Below are 22069 nucleotides of genomic sequence, written 5' to 3'. Positions count from 1 at the left end.
CAAAGCCAACTGTTTTTTGTCCTCACTTTTAATTTGCTTTGTTATATGCCGTTTACAACATGTATTTCCCAAAGTTTGTCAAACTCTCGCTGAGTAATAACCTTAGCGACAAATAAAGGATCTGAGTTTATTTCCTCGATACTAGGGACTACATCAGTTCCAAGTAATATTGTTTTCGAACCTTGATTACCTGTAGCAAAGCCCGCAGTGCCGTCAGAGAAAAACTCAAGTTTCCTAGTTTCGAAGTTATCAGCACTAATCTCTGAAACCAGCCTTATAGGGTATACGCTCGATTCATGGTTCCAATTTACATCTATGTATTTCAAGTGCTCGATTTCCCCTAGGCATATAACATGTTTATAGCGAGCGAATCGTGCGTTCTTCTACCACCGCGCCGCTCGTTTGTCTGAATTACTCATTTGTAACAAACTTCTTAACTATTTGCCAGCACTAGCAAAATATAGTAGTTCTGGTTTTTACTTAAGGACAAAAACGAGCGATTAGGTCGTTTTCTTGACTATGCAAGCAATATACTTTGACGAAATTGAAAAGTAACGGTTCACGACAGCTCTAAGCTGCCATTAATAAACATAGTTACTTATTGAAATGTAATGGCAAACACAGCCTGCTATTACGAATAAGTGCCAAATGGCGTGGCTAAACTGAGTGGTTTTTGCGCTATAAAATAATGTGCCGGCACTATAAAAAACGCCGCCAGCGAGTAACCAGTAAAGTGCTTTTATATTAACGCTTGAATACAGCGGGTAAATAATGGCTAATGCAAACCATCCCATGAGTAGGTAAGTGGCAAGGGATATTTTTTTATTGCCATTTTTAACAAGTATTTTGTACGCAACACCCGCAATAGCAACACTCCATATAAAAGTGAGTGTTCCCCATGACCAAGCCCCTGAAAGTGAGAGCAATAAAAAAGGAGTGTAGGTGCCAGCAATAAGTAAATAAATGGCGCAGTGGTCACACTTTTTATATAAGGCACGTAAACGTGGTTGGACGCTGGCGTGGTATAGGGTTGATGATAAAAAGAGTATAAACAAGGTACTACTGTATATTGCAGTACTTATATAGGCTTTGGGATTTGTAGCTTGACTAAATAGATCCCACATAACAAACACGGCAAAAATAATACCCAGAGCATGGCTTATAACATTGAGCTGTTCTTCTTTACGAGAATAAGGGGCGTCGAGTGACATTACTGCTCCTACCACTATTTAATTAGCGTTTAGTGTACAAGTGTACGCTGAAATTTTCAATCACTGTACAAGTTAAACCTTTTTCTTGATTTTAAACAAAAATAATTCACTATGGGTTGGCCTATTTTCAACATAACTCAAGTTAAAAACCATGAAAGCAAATTTAAAAGCCGCATTACTAACAGCCATTATTTATCCAGGGGCTGGGCACTTTTCGTTAAAAAAGCATTTAATAGGTGCAATATTTGCTGGTGTGTTTTCGGTATTATTAATTTTAACTATGAAGGATATTTTTGCCGTTGCACAATGCACAGCCAATGAAATTGTGGCAGGGAAAATACCTATGACTCTTACCTCTATATTTGGTGCCGCAAAAGAGCCGTCACAAGCATGTGCAAAACTTGCAGAATACAAATACTTACCACTTATGATTGTGATTTGGGTGTTGAGTATGGTTGATGCCTATCGTTTAGGTAAAAAGTAAGCCTAAGCCTAAGCCTAAGCCTATTAATCTCTTTATATTCACTGATCTTATTATTTCAAAACCATTATGTATGGTTGCGTGTTTTTAATAATGACTTTGTGATTGACCGACCATTTTAATTTAATGCTTTTGCGAATTTATAAAACTGAGCATACCCACTATTTATTTTAACTAAAAAGTGGCTAAAAAATAAATTTAAGTGGTTAAATTAACCTCTCCTGAATTTTTATAAATTACCTAAATTGTAAAATAATTATATATATCAATAATTTAAACTTTATTTTCATCTTGGCACAACCCTTGAGTATATAACTACGTCTAAACAATACACCAACAAGGAATACCATTATGAAACATTCAATTAAAATCGCTATGGCTAGTTTATTAGTATTAGGTTCTTCGCAAGTAAACGCGACAGAAGTTGACCTAGATGTAACTGATATTTTAACAAGCAGTGTGACAAGCTACATTAAGCAAACCACCATAGAGCTTGAAAAATCTATAAAAGATACCCTTTATTTTGATACAAAACTAACACTTGAATCGTTAATTGAGCCTGCTGACTTAGTCAGTAATGAAGTAGCTGAAAGTACGAATCCAGCAGTAAAAACCGCAAAATAAGCAACTTAAAGGAATAAGACGATGAGTACCGAACTTGGATTATTTGCACTTATGTTAGCACCTGTAGTGAGTATTATAACTGCGTATGTATCTGTACAAGCATTAAAGAGCATGGGCGGGTGGCTTAATATTTAACCAGTTAAGTATATTGCAATTAATTCGATTTAGTTAAAGCTGATCGACTTAGTAAAAACGCACGTAAATAAAGGCAGTGTTATTGATAGAAGTAGACTTTATGAAACGTGCGATTTTCCCATTACCCATTTTTATTTTACCTGAAGGTTACACGCGTTTGCGTATTTTTGAGCCTCGTTATTTAAATATGGTTAAAACCGCATTAAAAAATAGCACTGGCTTTGTACTATGCACGTTTGAGCACGACACACCTTTTAATATAAGCGCCCAAGGCTGTTTGGTTGACATAATCGATTTTGACCAAGACGACAATGACGTGCTACTTATTGATGTTTTTGCGTCTAAAAGCGTTCAAATTAACGATGTTTACCAAGACGAAGAAGAACTCCGTCATGGTTTAATATCTGACTGCAAAACGCCTTATTGGTATAACGAAACAAACACTGCTGTTGCGGAGCATTTTTTGCTACATGATGCGTTGCGCAATGTGTTTTATGGCAACCCTGAATTAAACCTACTTTATAAAACAACTAACTTTAACAATCTAGCGTGGATAGCCGCACGTTGGCTTGAGCTATTACCTATTTCGATCGAGAAAAAACAACAACTTGCGTTCGAAACTAACTTTGATAACTTACTCAATTTCCTCCATACTGTGATTAATAACGAATTTGCCTAAATAATGTGATCCTACACAATTTATTGTACGTATTACTCATATCAAAACAATAATGGGATTAATTACTATGGTAAGTCAACAACAGTCAACTCGTTGTGAACCTAATACAGGTAAGTATACTGCCATGCCAGAAACGCCTAGTTCTGAACTTATGCAAGCATTAATTTCGGTTGCACAAGACCGCGATAAAAAAGCATTTGCCTATTTATTTGAATATTTTTCACCAAAAATTAAGCGCTTTGGAATAAAGCAGTTTGGTGTTGAGGCACAAGCGATGGAGCTTGTGCAAGAAACATTAACGTCAGTTTGGCGTAAAGCGCATTTATACAATAGCGATAAAGGTGCTGCGACTACTTGGGTTTACACAGTAATGCGTAATGCCTCGTTTGATATGCTCCGCAAAATGAAAAGTAATAAAGAAGAAAACATCAGCGAAGATATATGGCCTTTAATTAACGATTCTGAAGACACAAATCATGAATACACTGACCATTTAGAAGATAAACAAATTAAACGCTACCTTGATAAATTGCCTATCGCTCAACGCGAAGTTGTTCGTGGGGTTTATTTTCAAGATATGTCGCAAGAGCAATTAGCTCAACAACTTAATATTCCAGTAGGCACGGTAAAATCACGATTACGTTTAGCCTTGCAGAAATTACGTAATGAAATGGGAGATCAGGATGATTAAACATCACCCGAGTGAAACACTACTTACAGAGTATTGTTCAGCGTCGTTAAGTGCCTCTTTGAGCCTTGCAGTTTCGATACATGTAGACATGTGTCCTGTTTGCCAAGAAAAAGTAGCAAAAATAGAAGCAAGCAATGCAGATGCTTTGTTTAGTGAAGACACCGGATCTTTTGAGCAACCGATTAATATCCAATCTCAATTGCTTGAAGAGTTTGATATGAACGTGCTTGACCTAATCACTGCTGATGATTCTATAGATGAAGTGTATGAGGTAGAACCTGTTAAAGTAAGTGTTAATGAGCATAACTACCAATTGCCTCGCGCATTGTCGCGTATTTCACACAGCAAATTTACTCAAGTTGGCAAATTAGCTCGCTCACGCGTTGCACTAGACGATGGTGCGCTACGCTCAAGTTTGCTACATATAGACGCTGGCGGTGAAATTCCTGAACATACTCATACAGGTTTTGAAATAACCCTGTTACTAGACGGTGAGTTTTGTGATGAAGACGGACACTACGTACCAGGTGACTTTATTTGGCAAGATGGCAGCCACCAACACACGCCAATAACAAAAGATGGGTGTTTATGCTTTACAGTTGTGAGCAGTGCGCTACATTTTAATAAAGGGCTAAGTAAGTTACTAAATCCAATTGGTAATTTAATCTACTAAGAGATTACATGCAAAAAACTACAATAAAAATAGGTATAAGCGCCTGCTTAGCAGGCGAAAAAGTTAGGTTTGATACAGGTCACAAAAGGTCAAACTTTTGTATGGACGAACTTGCAAAGCATGTTGAATATACACGCTTTTGTCCTGAGGTTGCGGTTGGCTTACCAATACCTCGACCTACAATTCGCCAAGTTCGAGTTGGTGACACTATTAAAGTTTGCCGTCCTGACGGCTCTGGCGACGTAGGTCCGCAGTTAACTGAATACGGTAAAAAGGTAGCGACTGAGCAGGCTAAAGAGTTGAGTGGTTTTGTATTTTGCGCCAAAAGTCCAAGTTGCGGCATGGAGCGTATAAAAATATACAATGAGGCTGGTACAGGTAACACCTCAGAAGGCGTTGGTTTTTTTGCCGAACAAATTATAAAGCATAATCCGCTGTTACCTTGCGAGGAAAATGGCAGATTGAACGATATGCACTTACGTGAAAACTTTGTAATGCGCGTATATGTTTTAAATAGCTGGCAGCAGCTTGTAAAAGAGCCACTAAGTGTTCACCACCTAACTCAATTTCATGCCAAGCATAAGTATTTATTAATGGCTCACAACTATCAAGCGTATCGAGAACTTGGTAAATTGCTTGGAACTTATACAGGTGACGACATAAATACGCTGGCTGATGAATACATTTTAGGCTTAATGACAGGGCTTAAAAAACCTGCGTCACGCCGTAATAATTGTAACACATTAATGCACTTACAAGGTTACTTTAAAAAAGACTTAGCTAAGGTTGAAAAACAAGAACTGCGTGAAGCAATAGACGAGTATCGCTCTGGTTTAGTGCCGCTTTATGTACCTCTTACTTTACTTAAACACCACCTAAAAGTTCACCCTAAAGAGTACCTAGAAAAACAGGTGTTTTTTAATCCCTATCCTCATGACTTAAAACTACGGTTTGGTATTTAATGAATACATTATTTTGGTTTAGGCGCGATTTGCGCCTTTTTTCGAATGAAGCGTTAATAGAAGCGCTAAATAATGGCGCTAAACACGCCATTTTTTTTGTTTGCGAAAAGCAGTGGCAACAGCACCAAGCAGCGCCCATACAAATTGATTTGCTTAAGCGACGTGTTGCTTATTTACAAGACCAACTTGCCAATTATGGTATAACGCTTCATGTTATTAATGCCCCTAGTTTCGACGACTGTGAAACTGAATTACTTTCGTTTTGTGAAACTAACAACATTGAGCACATTATTGCTAATACAGAATACGAATTAAACGAAGTTAATCGCGACAAGGCCGTTCTAGCAAAGTGTGACAAACGTTCTATTACTTTTACGTTATATGAAGGGGATTTAATTGCGCCTGTTGGTAGCGTTAAAAACCAAAGTAATGAAATGTATAAAGTATTCACACCATTTAAACGCGCATGGTTAAAGCAATATCAAGACACCCACTTTAGCTTGGCGCGATGGCCACTAGAGCAAAATCCTATAAAAATTGAAAAAAGCCAGTACCTTGAAAGCGATGGTAGCTCGGATAAATGGCCCGTTGATGATGAAACACTTTTAACCGTTGTTGAAAATTTTATTTGCGATAAGTTAACAAGCTATGACGACCAGCGTGACATCCCCAGTGTTAAAGGCACATCAGGTTTAAGCCCATATTTAGCTTTAGGTATAGTTAGCCCAAAACAACTATTGATCAATATACAGCAACGTTACCCCGACATACTCACCACATCAAAAAGTAAAACATTTACGTGGGTTAACGAGCTAATTTGGCGAGAGTTTTACAGGCACCTTATTGCAGAGTACCCGAAGCTTTCGCGTGGCGAAAACTTTAACGAGAAATATAATCCGGTTGTATGGCGTAAAAACGAAAAAGAGTTTAAAGCATGGACCGAAGGGCGTACGGGTTACCCATTAGTAGATGCAGCCATGTTACAACTAATGCAAACTGGATGGATGCATAACCGTTTACGAATGGTAGTAGCCAGTTTTTTAACCAAACACTTATTAATTGACTGGCGTGAGGGTGAGCGCTTTTTTATGCAGCACCTTATTGATGGTGATTTAGCCTCAAATAATGGTGGCTGGCAATGGGCTGCAAGTACAGGCTGTGATGCGCAACCGTATTTTAGAATTTTTAACCCTATTACCCAAAGTGAGCGATTTGATCCGACAGGTAAGTTTATACGTAAGTATTTGCCTGAGCTTGAAAATGTGCCAGATAAACACATTCATTTCCCACATACTTACTTAGCTGCAACAGGCAAAGGAAGTGAATGTTATTGGCCAGCAATTGTTGATCACAAAGCTGCACGTGAACGTGCGCTCGCTGCATTTAAGGTATGATATGGATAACCAGTTACCAGTAGATAAATTTGTTGATATTTACCAGCAACTCAATAGTTCTAACTTGGATTTATTAAGTGATATTTATGCCGACAACATTCAATTTATTGATCCAATGCACGAAATTAACGGCATAGTAAGTTTACGAGACTATTTTGCAAATTTATATAGTAACGTTAAGCACTGTCAGTTTGATATTACAGATTCGTTTGGTATTAATAACAATGCATTTGTCTATTGGACAATGCATTATTCACACCCCAAGCTGGCCTCTGGCAAAACCATATCTGTGCAGGGGCATAGCAAATTAATTTTTGATAATGAAAAAATTATTAAGCACCGTGATTACTTCAATGTCGGCGAACTACTCTACAAACACATCCCTATATTAGGCAGTGTGGTTAATTACATTGATAAAAGGGCGGGTTAATTATGGTTACCTTAATAACAGGCGCAACGTCAGGTATTGGCGAGCAATTAGCAATTAAATATGCACAAATGGGTGACACTGTTATTGCATGTGGCCGTAATACAGAAAAATTAGCGGAGCTTTCAAAACATAAAAATATTGAAAGTTGTAAGTTTGATGCAACAAGCCTAAAAGATATTAAAGAAGCAACGATTGGGTACCCGCACTTTGACCGCGTTATTCTAAATGCAGGCAATTGTGAATACATAGACGATGCGAAAAACTTTGACAGTGCCCTGTTTGAACGAGTAATTAATGCCAATTTACTGTCGGTAGGCTTTTGCCTAGAGGCGTTGCTCCCCAAAGTTAAAAGTGGCGGCCAGTTAGTTATTGTTAGTTCAAGCGTTACATACTTACCGTTACCACGCTCTGAGGCTTATGGTGCGTCTAAAGCGGGCGTGAGTTATTTAGCTAAAAGCCTAGCCGTTGATTTGACCGATATAGATGTAACGTTAGTTCATCCTGGATTTGTTAAAACTCCTCTGACCGAAAAAAATGATTTTCCTATGCCTATGGCAGTGACCGCTGAAGAAGCAGCTGATTATATGATCAAAGGAATAAACAAGCGACGTAAAGAAGTACATTTTCCGTATCGTTTTACGCTTATATTAAAAGCATTGCGGATTTTACCTTTATCGCTTTGGCTTAAAATAGCAAAAGGATTAACCCGTTGAAAAAAATAGCAATAATTGGAACTGGTGTATCAGGTTTAACCTGTGGGCATTTGCTTCACAAACACTACGATGTCACTTTATTTGAAAAAAACGATTATATTGGAGGGCACACTGCGACAGTTGACGTAGCTGTTAAGGGCGTTAATTACGCAGTGGATACCGGCTTTATTGTTTTTAATAACAGAACCTACCCTTACTTCGAAAAGCTACTTGCTCGCATTGGCATAAAAAAGCAAGAAACCCAAATGAGTTTCAGTGTTCATAATGAGGCAACAGGGTTTGAGTACAATGGCCATACCTTCACCAGTTTGTTTGCACAAAGAAGAAATATTTTTAGGCCTAAATTTTGGCGCTTGTTATCTGACATAGTTAAATTTAACAAACTATGCAAAGCCATACACGAAAAAGGCGAATACCAACAATCTCAAACATTGGGCCAGCTTCTTAATGAGAATCAGTTTAATGACTTTTTTAAGTATCATTATATCCTACCCATGGGCGCAGCTATTTGGTCTACTAGTATTAAGGAAATGGAAAATGTAGGTGTAGAGTTTTTTGTAAAATTTTTCTTTAATCATGGCCTTTTAGATATTACAAATAGACCTCAGTGGTATGTTGTGCCGGGCGGTTCACGCGAATACATTAACCCATTAATAAAAGGGTTCGCTGATAAAATAAAGCTTAACACTGATATCAAATCGGTAATTCGTGCAAATGACCAAGTAACCATTGAACTTACCAATGGTGAGCAGCATATATTTGATAAGGTGGTTTTTGCTTGCCACTCAGATCAAGCACTAAAATTACTTAGTGATGCCACAAGCCAAGAAAAATCTGTACTTGGTGCAATTCCTTATACTGAAAATTCAGTAGTGCTTCACACAGATACAAATTTACTACCTGACAGAAAAGCTGCTTGGGCTAGTTGGAACTATTTATTGAACAATAACACCGACAAAGCAGCTGTTGTTACTTATCAAATGAACATATTGCAAGGTATTCAATCAGACACTCAGTTTTGTGTTACGTTAAACCACCTTGAAGGGATAGATAAAAGCAAAATATTGCGTGAATTCACTTATCATCATCCTGTTTTCAACAAAGAATCCATTGCTGCGCAAGGTCTTAAACAAACTATCGATGGCCAAAATAATAGTTATTTTTGTGGTGCCTATTGGTACAACGGCTTTCATGAAGATGGTGTGCGCAGCGGTGTAGATGTGGCAAGGCAGTTAGGGGTTGAGTTTGACTAGTGCTGTTTATTTAGGCGATGTTAAGCATCGCCGTTTTGCTGTTAAGACTCATCATTTTAGTAATCCACTGTATATGATGTGGGTTGACCTCAATAACCCAGAGCAATTGAATAATAAGCATAAATGGTTAGGCACGTCTGGTTCAAAAGCATTAAAGTTTAATGAATCAGACTATTTTGTTAATAGTCCCCACAATAATGATGCTTCAATTATTGAACGTGCAAATCATCAGTTATTATCGCTCGGTGTAACAGAGACTTTTAGCCATGTTTACATGCTTGGACAGCTTCGTTGCTTTGGTATTTACTTTAGCCCAGTAAACTTCTTTTTTTATGGTAATAGTGACAGTGAATTTAAGTACATAGTCGCTGAGGTTAGTAATACACCATGGAATGAGCGACACTACTACTTGATACCTCTAGAGAAAAAAGTGAACTTTAAAAAAGTATTTTCCGTATCACCTTTTATGAATCTTGATATGAACTATCATTGGACAATCAGGTTAACGCAAGATAAAACATTGATTCATATTGAAAATAAGCGGGATGGTGAGTTGCTATTTGATGCTACTCTTCGATTAACCCGCAAAGAACTGACTGAAAAAGAAATGAGTCAGTTGTTAAAGCGTTTCCCAGCAATGACGTGGACAATATTTAAAGGTATTTATTACCAAGCGTTAAAGCTATTTATAAAAAGAGTGCCTTTTTTAGGCCATTCTTAAAAGTCACAAATTACATATAAGCAGTAATAAAAATAACATAGGTGTTCTAATGGAAAAAGTGTCTAGCTTAAATTGCGAACAAAACACAGGCTGGTTTACAGGGCTTTATAAAAAATTAGTATTTAAAGCCTTTTCTTCAATAGAAACAGGGCAAATCACCGTGATTGATGAAGATCTGCAGCTTGTTTTTGGAGATGCATCATCTGACTTAAAAGTAACGGTAACAATCCACGACAAAGCAATGTACAAGGCATTTGCGTTGTCTGGCAGTGTTGGTGCAGGCGAATCTTACATTTTAGGTCAATGGAGTTGTGACAATCTAACCCGACTAATTGAGTTGTTTGCCATAAATGAGAAGCAGCTGGATGAATTTGAAAGAAAGTTTGCATTTTTCAGTAATATTGCTAACAGGCTGACTCATTTAAAAAACAAAAATTCTCAGTCGGGATCCAAGAAAAACATAGTTGCTCATTATGATTTAGGTAACGATTTATACGAGTCGTTTTTAAGTAAGGAGATGCTTTATTCGTGTGCAGTATATCCCTCAAAAGATGCCAGTTTAGAAGATGCTCAGCAACACAAGCTAAAGCGTATTTGTGAACAGGTTGAATTGAAAGCCGGTGACTCAGTAATAGAGATTGGTACAGGGTGGGGGGCATTTGCCATTTTTGCGGCAACGCATTATGACTGCCAAGTAACGACTACAACGATATCTGATGAGCAATACGATTATGTCGCTCAAAAAGTTAAAGAGCTAGGCTTAGAAAATAAAATAACGCTCCTTAAACTCGACTATCGGTTGCTGACAGGCAAATACGACAAGTTAGTATCAATTGAAATGATTGAGGCGGTGGGCCACGAATATCTACCTAGCTTCTTTACGCAGTGTGGGTCCTTGCTAAAAGACGATGGCGCAATGTTGATACAGGCAATCACTATTAGCGATCAGCGTTATAAGCACTACCTTAAAAATTCAGATTTTATCCAGCAGTATATTTTCCCAGGTGGGTGTTTACCCTCATTAAACGAAATGAGTGAGCAAATTAAGAACAACACCGATATGGTTATTCATACTGTTAGTGATATTGGAACGCATTACGCAAGAACGTTAGCTGATTGGCGTGAGCGCTTTATCAAGAGTTGGCCAGACCTAGACCGCTCAAAATTTGATGACCGCTTTTATAGGCTATGGTTATTTTATTTTGCGTACTGTGAAGGTGCATTTAGAACCCGTGCAACCAGTACCGTACATTTAATGGCGCGTAAACCTCGCTTTAGTAGCAGTGTAGATGAAATTGCACTCGCTTATTAATTTTATTTTGTTTCAAGCAGTGTGGTTTTTATCATTACTGCTTGAAGGGAAATCACTTTTATTTAGTGCGATTGTTATTGTTTTAATGTTTTATTTATCAAAACAAAAAAAACAAGACGCATTACTCTTACTGAAAGCACTCCCAATTGCATTATTGCTCGAATATATTTCTGTAGAGCTTGGCTTACTTGCGTTCAAGGTCGATCCATTTCCTTTGTGGTTGGTTTTTCTATGGGCCGCACTACTACTATCATTAAACACATCGATGCACTTTTTGAGTCGTTTAAAATTTTGGCAAGTTTTTGTTGTTTGTTTGGTTTTTGCACCTGCTAGTTATTGGGCGGGGGCACGATTTAACGTAATTGATTTAGGGTTACCCCTTTGGCAATTTTGGTTAGCCTACGGTGCGATGTGGTCAGCAGCCTTTACGTTCATTGTACTTATAAATCAAAAAATAAAGTCGATAATACCTCCTACTTGAGGCCGGTTTACCTAGTTAATTTTTTATTTAAATAAGGACTTTAATGTTGAAAGCACTCATTAATACAACTTTGCTGTACCTATTATTATGTACTTCTGCTCTTGCTAATGCTGAATTTAGCAAAGTGGGTGAGGGTAGAATGGAGTATTTGTTTTGGGATGTATACGACGCCACCTTATATACTCCTTCTGGCGATTATGTTTTGGGTGAACACCCTGTCAAATTTAAGCTTATCTACTTACGTGATTTTGAAGCCAAAGAAATTGTAAAAGCAACTAATGAGCAGTGGGAGTTAATTGGTAAGGAAGATTTAGTTAATAAATACGATAAGCAGCTTTTATCGCTTTGGCCAAACATAAGCAAAGGCGACTCTTTAACCTTGATTACAGACGAACAAGGCAAAAGTACTTTTTTGTTTAACGATGAAAAAGTAGGTGTAATTGATGATATTGCCTTTTCGAGTGATTTTTTAGCTATTTGGTTAGCTGAAAATACGTCTGAACCGGCTTTAAGAAAAAAACTATTAGGGAATTAAAATGACTATTAATAACGCGTTAAAAATGACTTTTGTGTGCGTACTTGCGCTCCTTTTAGTTAGCTGCTCTGCACCTAGCGTTGAGCATTACAGTAAAACAACCCCCAATTTTGACTTTAAAACGTTCTTTAGCGGTAAATTAAAAGCCTACGGCGTAGTGCAAGACTTTAAAGGTGAATTAACCCGTAAGTTAGTGGTTGACATGAACGCTACGTGGGAGGGCAACCAGGGCGTTATAGAAGAAGATTTTGTGTATGATGATGGTGAAACACAAAAACGCATTTGGAAAATAACCCTTAACGATGATAACACGCTTACAGGTACTGCTGCTGACGTTCTTGGTGTAGCAAAAGGTAAGAGTGATGGCAGTGTATTTCATTGGAATTATAACGTTGAGCTTCCTTATGACGGGAGTACTTTAGATGTTAATTTTGATGACTGGATGTATTTGGTAACACAATCACGCTTGATTAACCGCACATCTATTGTTAAGTTTGGTGTCGAGGTCGGGGAAGTGACCTTAGTTATCGAAAAAATATAGTTTTGACATGTTGATGAACACGCACCAAAATTGTACAAAAATTAAGTCTTTGTTAACACAAGATGCTGTATTTTAGCGGAAATTAATAAAATTTTATGTGTTTTATAAGATTTTAACTAAAAATTGCAATTTGCTGTTGCTAACTTTTAAAAAATACATAAAGATAGGTTTTGCGAAGGCAAAATAATAACGAATAGGAATCTAACAATGAATAAAGCTCAATTAGTTGAAAAAATTGCTACTGACGCGGAAATTTCTAAAGCCGCTGCTACCCGTGCGCTAGACGCATTTACTGGTGCTGTAACTTCTGCACTTAAAGAAGGTGATTCAGTAGCATTAGTTGGTTTTGGTACTTTCTCAGTAAAAGAACGTGCAGCACGCACTGGCCGTAACCCTCAAACGGGTGCTGAGATCCAAATCGCAGCGGCAACTATCCCAAGCTTTAAAGCAGGCAAAGGTCTTAAAGACCAAGTAAACCTATAATTGGTTTTACAAATTAATTGAAAAAAGGGCTAATAAGCCCTTTTTTTTATATTCTAAAAGCCGTATTTAAACGGCTCCGTATCAGTAAAGTTAGGCTTTTAAGGCTTTATCGCCTCTGCCAATTCCAACTGCACCTGAACGCACAACTTCAATGATGTCTGTTTCATGGCGTAACGTATCTAAAAATGATTCTATTTTATCTGTGCTACTTACAAGTTGTAAGCTGTAACTCTGACGCCCCATATCTAAAATATCACCTTTAAACACATCGACCACACGCGTTACCGCTGCACGCGTTGTTTCATCTTGCGCAAATACTTTTACAAGAAGTAGTTCACGTTCAATGTGGCTCATTTCAGTTAAATCAATAATTTTTAGAACATCAACTAGCTTATTTACTTGCTTGGTAATTTGTTCAACAATTCGGTCATCACCCATTGTTGTTATCGTAATACGAGACAAAGATTGATCGTCAGTGGTACCCACTGTTAGGCTATCAATGTTGTATGCCCGTTGCGAAAATAACCCTACAATACGAGATAGTGCACCGGGTTCGTTTTCTAATAATATCGATAAAATACGACGCATTATGCTTTTACTCCTTTACGTAACCACATTTCGTCAATGCCACCTAATTTAATTTGCATTGGGTATACATGCTCTTTCTCGTCTACAAGTATATCTAAAAATACGAGACGATCAGTTATGCTCATTGCTTTATCAATAGCGGGTTGGAGCTCTTCAAGCGTGTTTACCTGAATGCCAACGTGGCCATAGCTTTCAACTAATTTTATAAAGTCAGGCAACGAGTCCATATACGAGGAAGAATGACGTCCGCCATACACCATATCTTGCCATTGACGAACCATTCCTAATGAACGGTTATTGAGAGAAACCACTTTAACCGCTAAGTTGTACTGTAAGCACGTAGAAAGTTCTTGAATATTCATCTGAATAGAGCCATCGCCCGTTACACATACTGACTCTTTATCAGGAAATGCAAGCTTAACACCCATAGCGGCAGGTAAACCGAAGCCCATAGTGCCTAGGCCACCAGAGTTTATCCATTGGCGAGGGTACTTAAATGGGTAATATTGTGCTGCAAACATTTGGTGTTGCCCAACATCAGAACTGATGTAAGCTTCTCCTTCAGTTGCTTTATAAAGGGCTTCAATAACGGCTTGAGGCTTAATTTTTTCAGATGGTTGTTGTTTATATCCCAAACATTTTTGTTCACGCCAGCTAATAATTTGTCGCCACCAATCCTCTTGTGCACTGCGATCTATTTGAATTGTGCTTTTATCTATGCCGTCTTGTAGTTGTTTAAGTACCGTGTCTAAACAGCCTACAACAGGGATATGTGCTTTAATGGTTTTAGAAATTGAGGTTGGATCTACATCAACATGAACAATAGTGGCGTTAGGGCAGAATTTTTTAACATTATTTGTCACCCGATCATCAAAGCGGGCACCTAATGCGAGTATAACGTCGGCGTTAGCCATCGCTTTGTTTGCTTCTAGAGTACCGTGCATCCCTAGCATACCAATAAAATTAGGGTGGACTCCTGATATACCACCAAGCCCCATTAAGGTGTTAGTTATGGGCGCATTTAATGATTCTACTAATCGAGTTAATTGCTCAGATGTGTTTGAAATAATAATCCCGCCACCAGAGTATATAACTAGCTTTTTAGCTTCCAAAATAGCAGCCACTGCTTTTCTAATTTGTTTTGAGTGGCCTTTTGTATTTGGGCTATATGTTCGAAGCTCAGTTGTTGTAGGAAAGTCGTATTCAAATTTGATTGTCGGATTTAGCATATCTTTTGGTAGCTCAACTACAACAGGGCCAGGGCGGCCAGTGCTTGCAATATAAAACGCTTTTGCCAAAATAGCTGGAATTTCTTGCGCGCTTCTGCAGTTAAAACTGTGTTTTACAATTGGGCGAGAGCAGCCAACGATGTCTGTTTCTTGGAAGGCGTCGTCACCAATTAAACTAGTGGGTACTTGTCCTGATAATACAACCATTGGAATCGAGTCCATATAAGCGGTTGCAATACCCGTAATACAATTTGTTGCACCAGGGCCTGAGGTAGCAAGAACGACACCGACTTCTCCGGTAGCACGTGCATAACCGTCAGCCATGTGTGTTGCTGCTTGCTCATGCCTAACTAAAATGTGTTCAATGTCATTTTGTTGAAAAAGTGCATCGTATAAATCCAATACCGAGCCACCAGGGTAGCCAAATATATATTTTACTTTTAATTCTTTTAATGCCTGAACGACTAGTTCAGAGCCATTATACTCTTGTTTGCTCATCCTCATTCCTCTGCGCTTTTTGTGCATAAAAAAACCCCCGCTTAAAGCGAGGGTTTTTAAAAAGCAGTATTACCTTTTAATACATCCCCGCTGGGCTTATTACTAAGACCAGTACGAGAACGACTAGAAGATTAAATTGTGTTTTCATAGTTATTTACTCTACTCAGCAAAACACTGCTTTGATGCGAAATTTTGTATAGGGCTATTTTTAAGTGTTTTAGGTGTGCATGTCAACCTTGAATGTGTATTTTTGCATTTTAAATTCATTTACTGGGCCTTTTTGGCTTTTTAATGCTTTATTTGAATGGTATTTAAAGGTTTTAAGGAGATAATATGCAATTTGTTTATTTTCATTTACTTGCTGTTGTTTTAGGGTTAAGCAAAAATAGGTTGCTAGCATATACTTTAAGCTAGTTTATAAACTGTTTAAATGATTGTTATTAGGTATGATGTGTCTAACAATCTGTTTGAGGAACACACAGTGAACAAAATAGCGTTACTTACTTTTTTTACTATGTTTTTTAGCACTATCGCTACTGCTAAAGCACCGACTCCGCACGATTTAGGGGTGACTAACAAAGAACGTATTTTGTATTGGCTTAATAAAAAAGAGGGTTTAACTCCCGATGAGTTAGAAGCTTCTTATAATGAATTCATCAGTAATCAATCACCACTGCAACTGCCGTTAAAAAATGGGTTTCGTCAATCATCAGGCATATCATCGTATAACTCGTTACAAAATAAGGCCTTGTTTAAAAAACAACCGAGTTATTCAACAGGCTTAGTTCCTGATGAGCGAGTAAATACAGTTAAAGTGCTAACTATTTTAATTGATTTTCCTGATTTAAAACACGACGAAAACCAGTTAACTCCTCAAGATACAGACATGTTTTATGCCGATTACTCAGCCGATCATTACCAGCAGATGTTGTTTAATCTCAGTGGATATGAAGGTCCTAATGGAGAGACTCTTTCGTCTGCAGCTGAGTATTATGCAGCTGCTTCGGGCAACAGCTTAAATTTTGAAGGGCAAGTTTACGGGTGGGTAACTGCAAATAATAATGCTAAATTTTACGGTGAACGTTTAGGCTCCACCCGAGATAAAGACGCTCCAAGCCTAGTGCAAGAAGCTGTGGAAAAAGCGGTTGCCCAATTTAATATTAATTTAGCAGACTATGATTTAACCGACCTTGATGACATAGACGGTGACGGTATTACCGATGAGCCAAATGGGATAATCGATCATGTTATGATTTTTCATTCTAGTATTGGTGAAGAGTCGGGCGGTGGTTATTTAGCCACTGATGCTATTTGGTCACACCGCTTTTATGTTTTAGACGAAAATAGCCAACCCTCTGAAGTTGTTGGTAGTGACATTAAGTTATTTGGTTACACAATAAACCCTATCGATGCAGCCATTGGTGTTGTTGTTCATGAGTTTGGACACGATTTAGGTTTAAAGGATGAATATGATTTACAGTCTAATACGGTTGGTGAACCCGTTGCTTCATGGTCTGTTATGTCATCAGGTACGTGGGCGGGCTCTCCCAGAGGGTCCGAGCCGGTCATGTTCAGCCCTTATGCGCTAGAGTATCTACAAACACGCTACCAAGGTAATTGGGTAAACCAGCTTAGCCTTGATATGGATGAGATTAATACCAATGCTGTGCAAGTGATAAATAATGCAGCAAGTACGTCTATTTCACAAAGCCAAATAAAGGTTGCATTACCACCAAAACTTGAAAAATTTAAAACCCCGGTAGAAGGTGTTTTTCAATATTATTCAAATACTGGCGATAATCTTAATACGAGCTTAGTAAATACCATTAATTTACCAAGTACAACTGAGTCGCTTATGCTGAGCTTTGTTGCCTTTTACAGCATTGAGAAAGATTACGATCTAGTCCAAATAAAGGTTAATGGTATGCCTATTGCTGGTAACTATACACAATCTATAAACCCTTACTATGGCAATATTGGCCCTTATATTACAGGCGATTCATTTTTAAATGCTGATGCGCAGCTTCCTAACGGTTATTTAATACACCAATTTGATTTATCTGCTTATGCAGGGCAAACAATAGAGTTGCAAGTACAATACTTAACAGACGCTAATGCGCACTATTATGGCTTTGTTATTGACGATATGCGCATTGAGCAAAGTGGTTCATTAATTTGGCAAAATAACGCAGAAACTCAAAGCACTATCACCTTAGCCGGCTTTTCAAAAGTGGGTAGTTATGTATTTGCTAGGCCATCATATTACTACCTGCAGTTGCGTGACTATTCGGGTATAGATAGTGGATTGCAAAAAGAAGGTTACTCGCCGGGGTTATTACTGTGGTACAGCGATGAGTCGCACACTGATAACAATACAACTGAGCATCCCGGCAGTGGTTTTGCATTGGTTGTTGACGCAGATCAGCGTGCTATCAATAAAGGAGCTACGCAATCGCCAGCAAATACAGCTATTCAGTTACGAGATGCCGCATTCAGTCTTTATGCTCAACGAGCTGGGCTAGGAGATAATGACTTATCTGCTATTAGTTCATTTAACGATAAGACGGACTTCAGCTTTGCAGAACAAGCTGAATCGGGTGTTAAATTACCACAAGTTGGTTTTGGTTTTACGCTCACAAACCAAGAAAGCAATAATGAAAGCATTGAAATATTATTAAATTATGAGCCATTAAATGGTATTAGTTACTCACTCTCAGATTTCACAGCTGATTTTAAAGTAGAAGGGTTATCGCTTTCACCATCTGACACGTTTATTTGGGATTTTGGTGACGGAAAAACAAGTTCTGAATTATCCCCCTCGCACGTTTTTGAAGGTTACGGACGCTATGATGTTAAATTTACAGCCAGTAACGGCAATGATGAGCAGACAGCAACAACGACAGTAACCATTGTTGCTCCCCTGAGTATCACTGCAATTGATTATGAAACAACACAAGGGCTATTAACAGCACAAGCTGACGTTGAAGGAGGGTTAGCGCCGTACAGTTACGAGTGGAATTTAGGCGATGGCAGTTCGTTAGCATCACAAAGCGTTTCACATAACTATTTATACTCGGGTGATTATTTAGTGTCGTTTACCGTGACTGATGACCAAGGGGTGTCGGTATCTCAAAATGTAAATGTAAACGTTAATGTTCCATTAGCAGTTAATACCACTTTTTCAACGAATAACTTAACGGTTCAATTTAATGCAGATGCAATAGGTGGCTTTAAAAATTATGCTTACAGTTGGGATTTTGGTGACGGCAGCGACCTATCTCAAGTTCAAAACCCACGTCATACGTATCAAAGTGCTGGCAGTTACTCTGTGGCTTTAACCATAACAGACACAAATACGGGTGAGGTTATCAGTGAAAACTTGTCTGTAAATGTAGCGCAGCCAGAAAATAATAATGGTTCAAGCTCTAGTGGCGGTGCGCTTGGCGGGTTATTAATTTTTATGTTGTTAATTTCAATTAGATTTAAACGCGCTTAAATGGCATAAAAAAGCCAGCAAAAATGCTGGCTTTTTTGAACGTCCTATTAAATTACAGACGGTCAATCACTGATTGTGTGAAATCAGTTGTTCCGTGGCTGCCACCTAAATCACGTGTAGTGCGGTCACCTGATTTGATTACATCAGCAACGGCGCTGCGTATACGCTCTGCTGTGTCACCCATATTTAAGTGCTCTAACATTTGAATAGATGCTAAAATTACAGAAGTTGGATTTGCTAGGTTTTTACCTGCGATATCTGGCGCGCTACCGTGCACAGCTTCAAAAATTGCAGCATCTTCGCCAATATTTGCACCTGGTGCCATACCTAAACCGCCCACTAAGCCAGCACATAGGTCTGATAAAATGTCACCAAATAAGTTTGTAGTAACAACTACATCAAACTCTTCAGGTGTCATTACAAGCTTCATACAGGTTGCATCAACAATCATTTCTGTTGATTCAATTTGTGGGTAACGCTCAGCTACTTCACGAGCAACTTTTAAAAATAAGCCAGACGTAGACTTTAAAATATTTGCTTTGTGAACAGCGGTTACTTTTTTACGGCCTTCACGCACTGCAAGTTCATAAGCAAATGTTACAATTTTTTCAGCGCCTTCACGTGTTATTACTGATTTTGCTTCAGCTTCATTGCCATCTTCACTCACTACTTGGCCTGCACCTGAGTACATGCCTTGTGTGTTTTCACGAATAGTGATGATGTCAATATCATCGTAACGGGCTTTAGTGCCCACAAATGATTTTACAGGGCGAACGTTTGCGTATAACCCAAATTGCTTGCGCAGTGTTACGTTGATAGACGTAAAACCTTCACCTACAGGGGTAGTTAATGGACCCTTAAGTGTAATTTTGTTTTTAGCAATGGTATCGATCGTCTCTTGTGGAAGTAACTCACCTGTTTTCTCAAGAGCGGCTAGGCCAGCATCAACAAATTCATAATCAAAATCGCATCCTGCGGCTTTTAGTATTTCAAGTGCTGAGTCGATGATGCTCGGACCGATGCCGTCGCCTTTGATCACTGTGATGGTTTGTTTGGCCATTAACGTTTCCTTTAAAGAGTTTGATGTGCACATAAAAAATTACTCTAAAAGAGTAACTGCTTGTTAGGTAATTTATGTGAATGATTGAAAATTTTAAGGGCGCATTTATACCAATTTACCACTTATTTTGCCAGTTTATAGAATAAATAATGGGTATAATTTCTATTTATAGTGGTAATAAACGAACTAAATATTGTTATATATTTGTAAACCCGCTAATTGGGCGTAAAAAGGTCGCTCATCATCCCAGCCATTTAGTCTTAGTTGCTCACTCAGAGTTTGCTGTTGCCATGGGGTTAATTTTAGCTCAGGTTTGAAAACCCGTTGAGCAATCACTTTTAAAGCAACCCATAGCTTATGCTCATTTGTTAGCTGTTTTTTTGCTGTTTGCTCTGCCTGTAACAACATGTTTGCCCAAGGGTTATCGCTTAGTAATTGCAAAAGCAATGCTTTAATATGCTCATTATTAATATTAGCTACACCAAAAAATGCACTAAATGGAGTGCTTAACGTTTTGTTTGGCACTTCATCGATAGCTATTTTTCGTGTTAAGCGAGTACTGCATTGGGTTAACAAAAAATGAGTATATGCGTACAAAGGTAAAGTGATGTGCTCAAATTGATACTGCTTATTGTGTGTTACCAATAAAGCCATTATTTTTACCAAACAGTCTAGTCGATTTAATATAAACTTTTGTAGTGGATGGGGTGTTGAATTAACCAATTGCTCAAATACGACGCGCTGAATAATAGCAGGCGCATTATTGTATCCAACCATAGACAAGCTATGGCGCAGATCTTTAGCTGCTTGATGTTCTTTATTATAAGGTTTAACGGCTTCACATACTCGCGCAATAATCTCAGGGTGATGAGCCATTATTTTATTCAAACCTTTAAAACTATATTCTTGGTTAACTTTAATTTGACTAATTAACTCAATTAGTTGCCTTGGTTTATCTAAACTGCTTGGCTCGTTAATAGTAATATGTTCACTGTTCCATACACTGTATAGAAGCTTTTTATCTGCACATTTCCATTGTTTGGGGTTGTCTTTTAATGTCGCTTTTACTCTAAACCAAGCTAATTTTTGTTTATTTTCAGGGGTAACTATTATATGCCTGTTTTGTTTATCGGTTGCTAGATAAACCATATTTTGATCTTGATACACAACTCGGCTACCAGCCAAAAATGCCCCTACGTGGGCAACGTAAGATTTAATTAAATGTTGTGCAAAAATATTTGGCGTGCGTAAATATAAATCGGACAAGGCCTGATAAAAGCTTATGTGCTTTTTAGCAGGGGTATGGGTTATATTCATTGCTATTATATTAGCGAGTGCAACAAGCGTAATTCCACCATCGTAAAGCATTATCTTTGGTGTATTTACGAGAGCTTGCTTATATTTATTTAGTTTTGCGAGTATATGTGTAATCGGTGCAGCGCTATTGCCACAGCTTAACATTATTTTTGCTGCAAATTGGTGGCGCAGCTGCCAAATCTTTTTATCGTTAGCACTAAATTCAGATTGTTCAGCTAGCTTGTTTAGTTGCGAGCAGACACACAAATGCTCCACAAGTGCGGCGTTTATGTAAAGTTCGGTTAGTTTTTTGTCGTAATTTTGGCTAGCACATAAGCTTGCAGTAATGACACACTGGCTTATCACTAAATTAGTTGAATAGCTGTAGTGGGAATTAAATAACGTTAATTTGGATAGTAGTGCATTAGGGCAGTGTTCGTATAAGACTCTATACTGTTCGGCTAATTTACAGGCCATAGGGTATAAGGCTTGCCAATGGTCTTTATTATTATAGCCAATTAAAAAACGCTGCGTATTTTCGTGCAGTTGTTTTAAACGATTTGCAAGGGGCTCATCCATTATG

General features: G+C 38.1%; 23 protein-coding genes. 17 read left to right on the top strand and 6 right to left on the bottom strand.

From position 1 onward, the window contains the following. Nucleotides 1–41: 41 nt before the first annotated feature. The gene (locus tag CWB62_RS08030) at nt 42–326 is read right to left on the bottom strand and encodes a DUF6881 domain-containing protein (RefSeq protein ID WP_138528978.1); all 285 of its coding nucleotides are present in this window, start codon (nt 324–326) and stop codon (nt 42–44) included. A 255-nt stretch (nt 327–581) separates the two neighbouring features. After that, nucleotides 582–1211, bottom strand: a complete 630-nt coding sequence (gene trhA, locus CWB62_RS08025; protein WP_138528976.1) for a PAQR family membrane homeostasis protein TrhA — start codon at nt 1209–1211, stop codon at nt 582–584. A gap of 151 nt (nt 1212–1362) precedes the next feature. Here trhA and CWB62_RS08020 point away from each other — a divergent pair, with 151 nt between their 5' ends. The 16 genes from CWB62_RS08020 (at nt 1363) to CWB62_RS07945 (ending at nt 13319) form a co-directional block, all read left to right on the top strand. After that, nucleotides 1363–1695, top strand: coding sequence for a hypothetical protein (locus CWB62_RS08020; RefSeq protein WP_138528974.1), 333 nt, complete (start codon nt 1363–1365; stop codon nt 1693–1695). A 348-nt stretch (nt 1696–2043) separates the two neighbouring features. Beyond that, nucleotides 2044–2316 (top strand): hypothetical protein, encoded by a 273-nt coding sequence (locus CWB62_RS08015; protein ID WP_138528972.1) that lies wholly within the window; start codon nt 2044–2046, stop codon nt 2314–2316. Nucleotides 2317–2551: 235 nt separating this feature from the next. Next, nucleotides 2552–3130: an LON peptidase substrate-binding domain-containing protein gene (locus CWB62_RS08010; protein ID WP_171034603.1), complete on the top strand. Its 579-nt coding sequence runs from the start codon at nt 2552–2554 to the stop codon at nt 3128–3130. Between the two features lie 67 nt (nt 3131–3197). After that, complete coding sequence (locus tag CWB62_RS08005; protein ID WP_138528970.1) at nt 3198–3821, top strand: sigma-70 family RNA polymerase sigma factor; 624 nt, start codon at nt 3198–3200, stop codon at nt 3819–3821. Next, entirely contained in the window at nt 3814–4494 is a 681-nt protein-coding gene (locus CWB62_RS08000) for a ChrR family anti-sigma-E factor (RefSeq protein ID WP_138528968.1), read from the top strand. Before CWB62_RS08005 ends, CWB62_RS08000 begins: the two co-directional genes overlap by 8 nt. Nucleotides 4495–4502: 8 nt before the next feature. Then, nucleotides 4503–5456, top strand: coding sequence for a YbgA family protein (locus tag CWB62_RS07995; protein WP_138528966.1), 954 nt, complete (start codon nt 4503–4505; stop codon nt 5454–5456). Continuing rightward, a complete protein-coding gene (phrB, locus tag CWB62_RS07990; RefSeq protein ID WP_138528964.1) occupies nt 5456–6850 on the top strand; it encodes a deoxyribodipyrimidine photo-lyase in 1395 nt (464 codons plus the stop codon). Before CWB62_RS07995 ends, phrB begins: the two co-directional genes overlap by 1 nt. Before the next feature lies 1 nt (nt 6851). Continuing rightward, a complete protein-coding gene (locus CWB62_RS07985) occupies nt 6852–7280 on the top strand; it encodes a nuclear transport factor 2 family protein (protein WP_058405142.1) in 429 nt (142 codons plus the stop codon). Between the two features lie 2 nt (nt 7281–7282). Beyond that, nucleotides 7283–7993, top strand: coding sequence for an SDR family NAD(P)-dependent oxidoreductase (locus CWB62_RS07980; protein WP_138528962.1), 711 nt, complete (start codon nt 7283–7285; stop codon nt 7991–7993). Further along, nucleotides 7990–9246 (top strand): NAD(P)/FAD-dependent oxidoreductase, encoded by a 1257-nt coding sequence (locus CWB62_RS07975; protein ID WP_138528960.1) that lies wholly within the window; start codon nt 7990–7992, stop codon nt 9244–9246. Before CWB62_RS07980 ends, CWB62_RS07975 begins: the two co-directional genes overlap by 4 nt. Continuing rightward, nucleotides 9239–9967, top strand: a complete 729-nt coding sequence (locus CWB62_RS07970; protein ID WP_138528957.1) for a DUF1365 domain-containing protein — start codon at nt 9239–9241, stop codon at nt 9965–9967. The genes CWB62_RS07975 and CWB62_RS07970 overlap by 8 nt, the downstream gene beginning before the upstream one ends. A gap of 49 nt (nt 9968–10016) precedes the next feature. Continuing rightward, entirely contained in the window at nt 10017–11279 is a 1263-nt protein-coding gene (locus tag CWB62_RS07965) for an SAM-dependent methyltransferase (RefSeq protein ID WP_058405146.1), read from the top strand. After that, entirely contained in the window at nt 11257–11760 is a 504-nt protein-coding gene (locus CWB62_RS07960; protein WP_138528955.1) for a DUF2878 domain-containing protein, read from the top strand. The genes CWB62_RS07965 and CWB62_RS07960 overlap by 23 nt, the downstream gene beginning before the upstream one ends. A 43-nt stretch (nt 11761–11803) precedes the next feature. After that, nucleotides 11804–12295, top strand: a complete 492-nt coding sequence (locus CWB62_RS07955; protein WP_138528953.1) for a chalcone isomerase family protein — start codon at nt 11804–11806, stop codon at nt 12293–12295. Nucleotide 12296: 1 nt separating this feature from the next. Beyond that, nucleotides 12297–12836 (top strand): DUF3833 domain-containing protein, encoded by a 540-nt coding sequence (locus tag CWB62_RS07950; protein ID WP_058405148.1) that lies wholly within the window; start codon nt 12297–12299, stop codon nt 12834–12836. Between the two features lie 207 nt (nt 12837–13043). After that, the gene (locus CWB62_RS07945) at nt 13044–13319 is read left to right on the top strand and encodes an HU family DNA-binding protein (protein WP_006793424.1); all 276 of its coding nucleotides are present in this window, start codon (nt 13044–13046) and stop codon (nt 13317–13319) included. A gap of 90 nt (nt 13320–13409) precedes the next feature. On the opposite strand, the gene ilvN is transcribed toward CWB62_RS07945, so the two are convergent. Then, nucleotides 13410–13907: an acetolactate synthase small subunit gene (gene ilvN, locus CWB62_RS07940; protein ID WP_006793425.1), complete on the bottom strand. Its 498-nt coding sequence runs from the start codon at nt 13905–13907 to the stop codon at nt 13410–13412. After that, nucleotides 13907–15634, bottom strand: a complete 1728-nt coding sequence (locus CWB62_RS07935; protein ID WP_058405149.1) for an acetolactate synthase 3 large subunit — start codon at nt 15632–15634, stop codon at nt 13907–13909. The genes ilvN and CWB62_RS07935 overlap by 1 nt, the downstream gene beginning before the upstream one ends. A 481-nt stretch (nt 15635–16115) precedes the next feature. On the opposite strand from CWB62_RS07935, the gene CWB62_RS07930 reads away from it, so the two are divergent. After that, on the top strand, nt 16116–19130 hold the full coding sequence (locus CWB62_RS07930; RefSeq protein ID WP_138528951.1) for an immune inhibitor A domain-containing protein: 3015 nt from the start codon (nt 16116–16118) through the stop codon (nt 19128–19130). 52 nt (nt 19131–19182) lie between these two features. On the opposite strand, the gene CWB62_RS07925 is transcribed toward CWB62_RS07930, so the two are convergent. Beyond that, nucleotides 19183–20190 carry an isocitrate dehydrogenase gene (locus CWB62_RS07925; protein ID WP_006793428.1) on the bottom strand — a complete coding sequence of 336 codons (1008 nt, stop codon included), beginning with the start codon at nt 20188–20190 and terminating at the stop codon, nt 19183–19185. A 186-nt stretch (nt 20191–20376) separates the two neighbouring features. Then, nucleotides 20377–22065: a hypothetical protein gene (locus CWB62_RS07920; RefSeq protein ID WP_058405151.1), complete on the bottom strand. Its 1689-nt coding sequence runs from the start codon at nt 22063–22065 to the stop codon at nt 20377–20379. Nucleotides 22066–22069 lie beyond the last annotated feature (4 nt).

Origin of the sequence: Pseudoalteromonas sp. S408, from assembly GCF_005886645.1 — a bacterium.
Lineage (GTDB): Bacteria > Pseudomonadota > Gammaproteobacteria > Enterobacterales > Alteromonadaceae > Pseudoalteromonas.
Note: the sequence above shows the minus strand (reverse complement) of the source record. Positions and strands in the feature narration are given on the sequence as shown.